The sequence below is a fragment of the Aquabacterium sp. genome, from assembly GCF_036279675.1.
Taxonomy (GTDB): Bacteria; Pseudomonadota; Gammaproteobacteria; order Burkholderiales; family Burkholderiaceae_C; genus Aquabacterium.
Genome location: NZ_DASUIS010000075.1, coordinates 1 through 10,784 on the forward strand (window position 1 = coordinate 1; position 10,784 = coordinate 10,784).

8 protein-coding genes are annotated in these 10,784 nt (G+C 64.5%); 5 read left to right on the forward strand and 3 right to left on the reverse strand.

The features are described from left to right. Together VFW93_RS09210 and VFW93_RS09215 are read right to left on the reverse strand one after the other, a co-directional pair. The coding region (locus VFW93_RS09210) for a fatty acid desaturase family protein (protein ID WP_329693703.1) at window positions 1-707 on the reverse strand (707 nt) is incomplete at its 3' end. A 15-nt stretch (window positions 708-722) separates the two neighbouring features. Continuing rightward, window positions 723-1,841: a ferredoxin reductase gene (locus tag VFW93_RS09215; RefSeq protein WP_329693704.1), complete on the reverse strand. Its 1,119-nt coding sequence runs from the start codon at window positions 1,839-1,841 to the stop codon at window positions 723-725. Window positions 1,842-1,980: 139 nt separating this feature from the next. Between VFW93_RS09215 and fabR the strand changes: the two genes are divergently transcribed. Continuing rightward, entirely contained in the window at window positions 1,981-2,634 is a 654-nt protein-coding gene (gene fabR / locus VFW93_RS09220) for an HTH-type transcriptional repressor FabR (protein WP_329693705.1), read from the forward strand. Window positions 2,635-2,850: 216 nt separating this feature from the next. Here the strand turns inward: fabR and VFW93_RS09225 are convergent, their stop codons facing one another. After that, window positions 2,851-3,078, reverse strand: coding sequence for a transcriptional regulator (locus VFW93_RS09225; protein WP_329693706.1), 228 nt, complete (start codon window positions 3,076-3,078; stop codon window positions 2,851-2,853). An 83-nt stretch (window positions 3,079-3,161) separates the two neighbouring features. Here VFW93_RS09225 and VFW93_RS09230 point away from each other — a divergent pair, with 83 nt between their 5' ends. The 4 genes from VFW93_RS09230 to VFW93_RS09245 all read left to right on the forward strand — a co-directional run. Further along, the gene (locus VFW93_RS09230) at window positions 3,162-3,875 is read left to right on the forward strand and encodes a hypothetical protein (RefSeq protein ID WP_329693707.1); all 714 of its coding nucleotides are present in this window, start codon (window positions 3,162-3,164) and stop codon (window positions 3,873-3,875) included. A 103-nt stretch (window positions 3,876-3,978) separates the two neighbouring features. Continuing rightward, on the forward strand, window positions 3,979-7,494 hold the full coding sequence (locus VFW93_RS09235; protein ID WP_329693708.1) for a transglutaminase family protein: 3,516 nt from the start codon (window positions 3,979-3,981) through the stop codon (window positions 7,492-7,494). Between the two features lie 76 nt (window positions 7,495-7,570). Beyond that, a complete protein-coding gene (locus tag VFW93_RS09240) occupies window positions 7,571-9,550 on the forward strand; it encodes a hybrid sensor histidine kinase/response regulator (RefSeq protein ID WP_329693709.1) in 1,980 nt (659 codons plus the stop codon). A gap of 41 nt (window positions 9,551-9,591) precedes the next feature. Beyond that, the coding region (locus VFW93_RS09245) for a circularly permuted type 2 ATP-grasp protein (protein WP_329693710.1) at window positions 9,592-10,784 on the forward strand (1,193 nt) is incomplete at its 3' end.

The following is a 10,784-nucleotide window of genomic DNA, read 5'->3' on the forward strand; positions in this document are numbered from 1 at the left end:
CCGGTGAACACCGTCAGGAAGCCAGGGCCCGCCAGCAGCGGGAAGATCACGTAGTCCTTGAGGAGTTGACGGCGCATCTTGCGCAATGTGGGCGCAGCCTGCTTGCCCAGTTGTTTGCCGGTGATGCGGCCCTTGAACCAACGGCCCAGACGCAGATCCTGCACGGCCACGCCCCATTGGAACAAGGCTGCAAAGATGATGGCGTACAGCGGCTGGCCCAGACGGCCGGGCGACCAGGGTTGCTCGGGGAACAGGCGCAGCACACCGTAGCCCAGGTCATCGTCCATGCCGTGGACGTTGGTGTAGGTGTGGTGCTTGAAGTTGTGGGTCTTGCGCCAGCTGTCGCTCGTGCCGACGATGTCCCACTCGAAAGACTTGCCGTCGAACTTGGGGTCGCCCATCCAGTCGAACTGGCCATGGATCACGTTGTGGCCCAGCTCCATGTTGTCCAGGATCTTGGAGATGCCCAGGATGATGGCGCCTGCCAGCCAGGCGGCGGTCAACCACGGGGCAGGCAGGAAGGCGCCCACCAGCAGCAGGCCCCGACCGAGGATCTCGGTGAAGCGAACGGCCTTGAAGATGTTGCGGATATAGCGCGCGTCGCGCTCGCCGAGGTCGGCCACGGTGCGGGCGCGCAGGGCGTCGATTTCAGCGCCGAAATGCTGGAGCTCGTCGGCGGTCAGGGTGCGGTGCAGTGAAGTGCTCATGGTGTTTGCAAACGGTCAGATGTCCAGCGAGAGATCGGTCAGGGGGCGGCTCACGCACAGGCGCACCTGGGTGTCGGGTTCGGTGTCCTGGTCGCCCGTGGTGATGTCCTGGGTGGTGCCCTCGTGCTTGGTGCACACGCAGGTACGGCAGATGCCGATGCGGCAGCCGGCTGCGGGGCTCATGCCCGCTTCTTCGAGGGCAAGCAGCAGCGATGTGCCCGAGGGCAGATCCAGCGCACGGCCGCTCTTGCGCAGTTGCACACGCACGGTGGCGGCGGTCTGGTCCGGCGTCATCACCGGGGTGGTGGGCGTGAAGCCCTCGGCCAGGAAGCTGCGTGCCATATCGCTGGTGAGCGCGCGCGCGGTATCCACGAAGCCGCCAGGGCCACAGGCATAGACCTGTCGTTCGGCCAGATCGCTCACCAGTTCAGCCAGTTGGGCCTGGCTGATCAGGCCGTGAGCCTCGTCGGCCAGCGTTTGGGCCTCATGCGTCAGCACGATCTGCAACTTGAAGCTGGGGTGGCGGGCCGCGAGGGCGCGCAGTTCGCGCACAAAACACAACTCGGCACGTGTCTTGGCCCAGTAGACCAGTTGCAGGTCAACAGGCATGCCTTGCAAGGCCAGTTGGCGCGTCAGGCTGATCAGGGGCGTGATGCCGCTGCCGGCGGCCAGGAAGAGCCACTTGCCCTTGGCTTGTGCAGGCAGGGTCATTTCGCCGAACACGGTGCCCAGCTCGACCACATCGCCGGCGCGGATGTCACGGCACAGGTGCGTGCTGAGCTTGCCGCCTTCCACGCGCTTGACCGTGATCTCCAGCAGCCCGTCCTTGCCCGGCACGTTGGTGATGCTGTAGCTGCGGGTGGTGCGGCGGCCATTGACCTCGGCGCTCACGTTGACGTGCTGGCCGGGGCGAACCTTGCTGCAGTGCGCGTTGGGCTTGAGCACCAGGGTGACGGCGTCTTGCGCCTCCACGCGGCGTTCAACCACCCGGGCCAGCGAGCGCGACCAGGACCAGGCCGGGTTGATCATGCCGACCCAGAAGTCGTAGATGGCCGGCTCGACCAGGGGAGCGATCAGCCTTTGCAGGGGGCCGGCGCCGGGGCCGGGCGTGACGGTGGGGGCGGAGACAGACACGGGAAATTCGCTTTCGACAGGGGGGCGGACGCGCGACATCGGCCGCGTTTGCGCGCAGTATACGCAGGTATGGACGATTGTCTATACACTTGTGCATTAATTGCTGGCGATATGATGTCTGACCTTCTGATTGACATCAATGAGTACCAACCTGTCCCCTGTTCAGGTGGCCACCCCTGGCCGCAAGCCGGTGATCTCCCGCGAGGACATCATGGAGGCGGCGCTCAAGCTGGCTGGCCCGCACCGCAGCGTGTCTTCCTTGAGCCTGCGCGAGGTGGCGCGCGAGGCCGGCATTGCGCCCAACAGCTTCTACCGCCAGTTTCGCGACATGGATGAACTCGCGGTGGCCCTGATAGACCGCGCGGGTGAGTCGTTGCGCCAGATCATTGGCGAGGCCAGGCAGCGCGCCACGGCCGACCGCAGCGTGGTGCGAGGCTCCGTGGAAGCGTTCATGGAGCAGTTGCGTTCGGACGATCGCCTGTTGCAGATCCTGCTGCGCGAGGGCACCGTGGGCTCGGAGGCCTTCAAGCAGGCCGTGGATCGCCAGTTGAACTTCTTCGAAGAAGAACTGCGCCTGGACCTGATTCGCCTGGCTGAAGCCAACAAGACGGGCCTGTTCGAGCCGGCATTGACCGCCAAGGCCATCACCCGCCTGGTGTTCACCATGGGCGCCACTGCCATGGACCTGCCTGCCGACAAGTACGCCGAGCTGACCGAGCAGGTCGTGCTGATGGTGCGAATGATCGTGACCGGCACGCAAACGCTGGCGGTCACGGGGGCGCCTGTGCGCTGAGGTGCCGCTCGCGCATCAGGCGTGTCAGAAAAAGTCAGCTCCCCACCACTCATCCGGTGAAACACAAATTCTGCACGTGCCCGCGCGAACAGGGATTCGCAGACGGGCATTCGCAGACGGGAGCTTGTGGCCTCATCGAGAGAGTGGCAACGAGGCGGGCCGGACGAGTTGGGTCCTGGGGGGAGCTGACGCAAACCTTGTCTGGATGCAGCAGATTCAGTTGCGCAATACCCACCAGTTCACACGTGGGTTGAGGTCTTCGCAGCGGACTTCTCGCTTGACGATGTATTCGATCGTCGGGCAGTGCTCGGCCGGCACCACGGGTGCCTGCGTGAGCCAGTAGTACACGTGCGCCTGCGTGATGCCGCCGCCGATTTCTCTGGCGAGGCGTGTTTGCGAGCCGACGAGGCGGACCGCTTTTCTCAAGGCTTCCTGGGGTGACATTGTTTTCCTCCTGCAGATGTATTTGTAGTCAATTATCGATATTTCTGCAAGTCGGGTAACAAAGACTTTTGTAGCATCGGCGCATGAACAAGACATCCAACGAGTGGGGCAGTTACACCGGGCGCTTGCTGTGGGCGATGAACCGGGCAGGCAAGACCAACCAGAGCGAACTGGCTCGCGCAGTGGGCGTCAAGCCGCAGTCCATCCAGTACCTGTGCGATCCCCAATCTGGTGCGCGCGGGAGTTCGCACACGCCGTCTCTGGCGCGGGAACTGGGCGTAGAGGCAGAATGGCTCGCAACAGGGGTTGGCGTGCCGCAAGGCGGCGCCAGTTTGCTCAACACGCAGGAATCTGCGGCGCCAGGTTATGCCGTTCAAGGCCGGACCACTGCCTGGCCCATCAGGGGCAGTGTCCGTTTGCTGGATGGGCAAGGTGCACTGGAACGCGCGGCATCGCCGACAGATCAGGGCGATGCCCATCTGAATTGGCCGATGCTGGCCACGCGTCACCTGGACGTGTGGCGATTCATGGGCCATGCGCTGGCGCCCCTCATCAAGGACGGGCAATTTCTGGTGCTGGATCAGCAGCCTGTTCAACTGGAGCCAGAAGACACCCTGGTTCTGACGCTTCAGGATGGGCGTGTGCTGTTGCGTGAACTGATGGTGGTGCGCACGGACACCTTGCTGGTTCTGCCCGTGTTGGGCGGCCAGGTGGAGCCCATGGCGCGTGAGGAGATCGCGCGCATCGAATTGCTCGTGTGTGTGCTGCCCAGGCGTTGGGGGCCATCAGTCGCGTGAAGGCAGCGCAAGGGCCCTTTTTCATGCACCAAGGTGGCCCATAACTTGCTGCTGTCACATAGAGGCCTGCACACTGCGCAGGCCCGTTATCCCGGAGATCTGTGTGTCCATTCACGTCGCCCTCAACCACGTCACGCATTACAGCTATGACCGCCTGGTCAACCTGTCTCCTCAGGTGATCCGGCTGCGTCCTGCACCGCACTGCCGCACACGCATCTTGTCGTACTCCTTGAAGGTGGAGCCTGCGGTTCACTTCATCAACTGGCAGCAGGATCCGTTCTCCAACCACCTGGCCCGGCTGGTCTTTCCCGAGCAGACCAGGGAATTCAAGATCACGGTGGACCTGGTCGCCGAGATGGCGGTCTACAACCCGTTTGACTTCTTCCTCGAGCCCGAGGCCGAGCACTACCCGTTCAGCTACGACGCCTCCAGCCTGCATGACCTCGCCCCTTATCTGGCCAAGGCTGAACTGACGCCCGCATTCAAGGCCTTTGTCGACAGCGTGGACCGCAAGAAGGTTCGCACCATCGACTTCCTGGTGGGCCTCAACCAGCGTTTGCAGCAAGACATCAGCTACACCATCCGCATGGAGCCCGGTGTGCAGACGCCGGAGGAAACGCTGACCCTGAAATCCGGTTCGTGCCGCGACACGGGCTGGCTGCTGGTGCAGACGCTGCGCCATCTGGGCCTGGCGGCGCGTTTCGTGTCGGGCTATCTCATCCAGCTCAAGGCCGACGTGGCCGCGCTGGACGGCCCTTCCGGTACCGAAGTCGACTTCACCGATCTGCACGCCTGGTGCGAGGTCTTCCTGCCAGGCGCAGGCTGGATCGGGCTGGATCCCACCTCGGGCCTGATGGCCGGCGAAGGCCACATCCCGGTGGCCTGTACGCCCGAGCCAACCGGCGCCGCACCCGTCACTGGTGCCGTGGACGAGTGCGAGGTGAGCTTCGATCACAAGATGGGCATCACGCGCATCTACGAGAGCCCGCGCGTGACCAAGCCCTATACCGACGAGCAATGGCAGGGCATTGACGCGCTGGGTGCGAAGGTGGATGCCGAGCTGCAAACGGGCGATGTGCGGCTGACCATGGGCGGCGAGCCCACCTTCGTGTCGGTGGACGACCGCGATGGCGCCGAATGGAACACCGATGCCCTGGGCCCCACCAAGCGTGGCCTGGCCACCGAGCTGGTGCACAAGCTGCGCGCGCGCTATGGCGATGGCGGCTTCCTGCATTTCGGGCAAGGCAAATGGTACCCGGGGGAGCAGTTGCCTCGCTGGGCGCTGAGCATCTTCTGGCGTGCGGACGGGCAGCCTTGCTGGCATGACCCCAGCCTGTTTGCCGATGAACGCAACTCCGTGCGCTACACCAGTGAGGATGCCAGGCTGTTCATCGACACCTTGTCCAACAAGCTGGGCGTGGGCAACGCTCACATCCAGACAGGGTATGAGGACACCTTCTACTACATGTGGCGTGAGCGTCGCCTGCCCATCAACGTCGACCCGTTTGATGCACGCCTGGACGACGAGATGGAGCGCGTGCGCATGCTGCGCGTGTTCGATCAGGGCCTGACGCACAAGGTGGGCTTTGCCTTGCCGCTCAAGCGCGAGTGGTCGGTCGGCGTGAGTGGCCCCAAGTGGGTGACCGGCCCCTGGTTCTTCCGCGACGAGCGCATGTACCTGTTCCCGGGCGATTCGCCCATGGGCTACCGCTTGCCGCTGGATTCGTTGCCCTGGGTGAGCAAGGGCGAATATCCCTACATGCACGAGCATGACCCATTCGCACCGCGTGGTGCCTTGCCGTCAGCAGCTGCCTTGCGCTCGCAATATGGCTCGCATCAGGTGGGCGGTGGCTTTGCGCAGGGTGGGGCGGTCAGCATCCAGGGCCAGGCCGTTTCGGGCCTGGGCGGGCAGGGTGTCAACGGCGAGTGGGGCGCCTTGGGTGCCAACCCGGGCAGCAGCGTGAGCGGCCCGTCAACGGCCAACACGGTTGATCCGAACAAGGTGCCCAACCGTTTCGAGTCGGCCCACTGGATCACGCGCTCGGCCCTGTGTGTCGAGGTGCGCAACCCTGATCGTGCCAATGGCCCCAAGGTGGAGTCGGAAGGCAAGGGCGGGGGCGTGATGTATGTGTTCATGCCGCCACTGAGCGTGCTGGACGACTACCTGGATTTGCTGGCCGCCGTGGAAGCCACCGCAGCCGAGCTGGGCATGCACATCGTGCTGGAAGGCTATCCGCCGCCTCGCGATCCACGCCTGAAGGTGCTGCAGGTCACGCCTGACCCCGGCGTCATCGAAGTCAACATCCATCCGGCTTCGAGCTGGGAACAACTGGTGGACCACACCGAGTTCCTCTATCAGGCTGCGCACGAGACGCGCTTGTCCACCGAGAAGTTCATGGTGGACGGCCGACACACAGGTACGGGTGGTGGCAACCACTTCGTGCTGGGCGGTGCCACGCCGGCGGACAGTCCCTTCCTGCGTCGTCCGGACCTGCTGCCCAGCCTGCTGACCTTCTGGCACAACCACCCGTCCTTGTCCTACCTGTTCTCGGGCATGTTCATCGGCCCGACCAGCCAGGCACCGCGCATCGACGAGGCCCGTCACGACCAGGTCTATGAGACCGAGATCGCGCTCAAGGAGCTGGAGCGCCAGATGGACATCTGGGGCCAGTGCCCACCCTGGTTGATCGACCGCAGCCTGCGCAACCTCCTGATCGACGCAACCGGCAACACCCACCGTAGCGAGTTCTGCATCGACAAGCTCTACTCGCCTGATGGCCCCACCGGCCGCCTGGGTCTGCTGGAGCTGCGCGCCTTCGAGATGCCGCCGCACGCCAAAATGAGCCTGGTGCAGCAACTGTTGCTGCGCGCCCTGGTGGCCTGGTTCTGGAAGGAGCCTTACAAGGGCCATGGTGCCCAGCGTCTGACGCGCTGGGGCACGGGTCTGCATGACCGCTTCCTGCTGCCCAGCTTTGCCGAACAGGACTTTGCCGACGTTCTGGCCGAGTTGCAGATGGCGGGTTATGACTTCAAGCAGGAGTGGTTCGCGCCGCACTTCGAGTTCCGCTTCCCCTACATCGGCGAAATCGCGGCTTCGGGCGTGCGACTGACGCTGCGCGGGGCGCTGGAGCCCTGGCATGTGATGGGCGAAGAAGGCTCGCCAGGCGGCACCGTGCGCTATGTGGACTCGTCTCTGGAGCGCGTGGAGGTGCGTGCGACGGGGCTGAATGGCAACCGCCACGTGGTGACGGTCAATGGCCAGATCCTGCCGCTTCACCCGACGGGCCGGGTGGGCGAGTACGTGGCGGGTGTGCGCTACCGAGCCTGGCAGCCGCCATCGTGTCTGCACCCCACGATCGGGGTGGACGCGCCGCTCACCTTCGACGTGGTGGACAGCTGGCTCAAACGCTCCGTGGGCGGGTGTCAGTACCACGTGGCTCACCCGGGTGGCCGCAACTACGACACCTTCCCTGTCAACGCCTACGAGGCTGAAAGCCGCCGGCTGGCGCGCTTCTTCCGCATGGGCCATACGCCGGGCGCCATGCCGATCAAACCGCAGCCCCCCGGAATCGAGCATCCTCTGACGCTGGATCTGCGCACAAGAAAGGGGCAACCCTAGGTCTGTGATGGGCGCAGGTTTGACACACTGGGTTTATGGGTTGTAATGCCCGCCTGTTGTTCAACTGTCTGCGCTCATGTCGGTTCTGCCCTCCAGTGGCTTGCCACCCCCCATCGCCGAGGTGAACCCATCCGGCATGGGGGATGCCGTGTACCGGGCCTGTTTCGAGCTGTCGCCCGCGGCCCAGGTGATCCTGGGCCCCAAGGGCGAGTTGCGGGATCTGAATGCGCAGGCCTGCCTCGTGATGGGTCATGAGCGCAACGCACTGCTGGGCCAGCGGATCACCGATGTTGTCCATCCGGAAGATCAGGCTGCCCTGTATGCGGCCATCAGCCACAGCACCGAGCATAAGTCGCCGTTCGAGATCGAGTGCCGGGTTCAGTCTGCCGATCAGGGCTTGCAATGGTTCCTGGTTCAGTCTCGCCCGGCCGATCACGCCGATCTGGGCACCGTCTGGTACACCTTGCTGGCCGACATCACCGAGCGCAAGAAGCAGGAGGCCTGGCTGGCGCATCGCAATGCCTTGCTGACAGCCCTGTCGCACAACTTGCCGGGCATGATCTACGTGTTCAGACCTGGTCCGGACAAGGCTGGCAGGCTGGATTTCGTCAGCGAAGGGGTGCGCCAGTTGTTTGGTGCCACACCGGAAGAGGCGCTGGCCTCACCCTGGGTGCTCTACAACCGCGTGCCGCCTGAGGACCTCAACAAATTCTTCCAGCAGCGCGACGAGGCGATTGGTGGCGCCACTCGACTGCACAGCGAGTTCCGCGTGCGCAATCAGGCGGGTGAGTTGCGCTGGTGCGCAGCGGACTCCGTGGCCGGTGTGGATGCCGACGGCAACGAGGTGCGCTGCGGCTACATCGCCGACATCACCGAGCACAAGCTTTACCAGGAGGCGCGCATGGCGGCCGAGACGGCTGAGCGGGCCAGCCGTGCCAAATCGCAGTTCCTGTCGCGCATGAGCCATGAGTTGCGCACGCCACTCAACGCCGTCATCGGCTTTGCGCAACTTTTGCAGATGGACACCCAGCCCGCCCTGGTAGAAGGGCAAAAGCACAAGGTCAAGCTGATCGAGCGCTCCGGCGCGCACCTGCTTGACGTCATCAGCGACGTGCTCGATCTGTCGCGCATCGAAGCGGGCGACATGCCCTTGTCGATCGAGCCCATCTTGCTGGGCAATGTGATCAGTGATGCGCAGGCCATGGTGGCCGAGTCGGCTCAGCGCGCCCATGTGAGCCTGACCGAGTCCGGTCATGTCTGGGGGGTGCATGTGATGGCCGACCGGGTGCGTCTGCGGCAGGTGCTGGTCAACCTGCTGAGCAACGCCGTCAAGTACAACCGGCCGGGTGGCGAGGTACGCGTGCATGTGGCGCTCGATGACGAGCACGTGCTCATGGAGGTACACGACACCGGCGTGGGGCTCAGTGACAAACAGATCGCGCATCTGTTCGAGCCCTTCAACCGGCTGGGCGCGGAAAACTCCGGCATCGAGGGCACGGGAATTGGTCTGGTGATCGTGCACCGTCTGGTCGAGCTCATGGGTGGGGCGATCCACGTGTCCAGCCAGGCCGGGCAGGGCACCACCTTCACCTTGCGCCTGCCTGCTGTGGAGGTGGACCCGAAGTCCGATCACGGGGCATTGGATGAGGCCATACCGGCTTCGGGCCAGGCCACCATCCTGTATGCAGAAGACAACGAGATCAACGTGCTGCTGGTGCGCCAGATCCTGGAGCTGCGGCCAGCCTGGAAGCTGGAGGTGGCCCGCAGCGGTGCCGATGCGCTGAAGCTGGCCGCCCAGGTTCAACCCGATCTCTTGCTGCTCGACATGCACCTGGGTGACATGTCGGGCTTCGATCTGGCCGATTTGCTGGACAAGGATGAAGCCACCAGGGGCGTGGTCAAGATCGCCTTGTCGGCCGACGCCATGCCGGACCGCATCCATGCGGCGCGCGCCAGGGGGTTCAGCGCCTACCTGACCAAGCCGCTGGATGTGGCCGCACTGTTACGCTGTCTGGATGAGCATTTGTCGACAGAGTCTCGCAACGCCGGGGCCTGATACCCTCATCACCCTGGTAGGGTATTTGCTTTTGAACATCCATGTCCTCGTCCTTGCAACTGTTTGACGATCCCGCCCTGCCTGAGCAGAACGCCCAGGAGCTGTTGCGGCGTGCCCGTCCGGCAGAAGCCGGGCACTTTGATGAGCTGCGGCAGGACGATGGCACGCTCAAGCCGGTCTGGCAGGCTTTTGCCGAACACCTGGATGCGCCACTGGATGACCTGAGCCGTCGCCAGGGCCTGCTGGCCCGCCAGATCCAGGAAGACGGCATCACCTATAACGTCTACAACGCTCAAGGTGGCCCCAGCCGGCCCTGGTCGCTGGAGCCCTTGCCGCTGATCATCTCCGCCGACGACTGGCGCGAGCTGGAGCAGGGTGTGGCCCAACGTGCCAGCCTGCTCAATCGCGTGCTGGAGGACGTCTACGGCGAGCAGAACGTGCTCAAGGAGGCCTTGCTGCCTTCGGCGCTGGTGCTGGGGCACCCCAGCTACCTGCGTGGCCTGCAGGGCGTCAAGCCGGTGGGTGGCGTTTACTTGCACGTGGTGGCCTTTGACCTGGTGCGCGGGCCGGATGGCGAATGGCGTGTGGTGTCGCAGCGCACCCAGGCGCCCTCGGGCCTGGGCTATGTGATGCAGAACCGCCTGATCGTCTCGCGCATCCTGCCCGAGGCGTACCGGGCGATGAACGTGCAGCATCTGGCCAGCGGCTACCGGCGCATGCTGGAGACCATGACCGAGCTGGCGGCGACCTGTTCCGGTGGTGAGGCGCCACGCCTGGCCCTGCTGACCCCGGGCCCCTACAACGAGACTTATTTCGAGCACGCCTACCTGGCGCGCTACCTGGGCCTGCCGCTTGTGGAAGGCGGCGACCTGGTTGTGCGCGACGAGAGCCTGTTCCTCAAAACCGTCCAGGGGCTGGAGCCCATTCATGGCCTGTTGAGGCGTCTGGATGACGACTTCTGCGACCCCCTCGAGTTGCGCTCCGACTCCACCCTGGGCATCCCTGGCCTGATGCAGGCGGTGCGCGCCGGCAAGGTGGTGCTGGCCAATGCCCTGGGTACGGGCTTCCTGGAGTCGCCCGCCGTGCACGGATTCCTGCCGGCCTTGTCGCGCAAGCTGCTGGGTGAAGAGCTGAGCCTGCCTTCGCTGCCCACATGGTGGTGCGGTGAGGCGGCCGCCTGGGCCGATGTCTGTGATGACCTGCATGCGCGGGTGATCCGCCCGAGTTACCCGCA

Excerpts from the sequence above, each read along its gene's own strand:
- fabR (WP_329693705.1), top strand. The coding sequence starts at position 1,981 with ATGAGTACCAACCTGTCCCCTGTTCAGGTGGCCACCCCTGGCCGCAAG.
- VFW93_RS09225 (WP_329693706.1), bottom strand. The coding sequence starts at position 3,078 with ATGTCACCCCAGGAAGCCTTGAGAAAAGCGGTCCGCCTCGTCGGCTCG.
- VFW93_RS09230 (WP_329693707.1), top strand. The coding sequence starts at position 3,162 with ATGAACAAGACATCCAACGAGTGGGGCAGTTACACCGGGCGCTTGCTG.
- VFW93_RS09240 (WP_329693709.1), top strand. The coding sequence starts at position 7,571 with ATGTCGGTTCTGCCCTCCAGTGGCTTGCCACCCCCCATCGCCGAGGTG.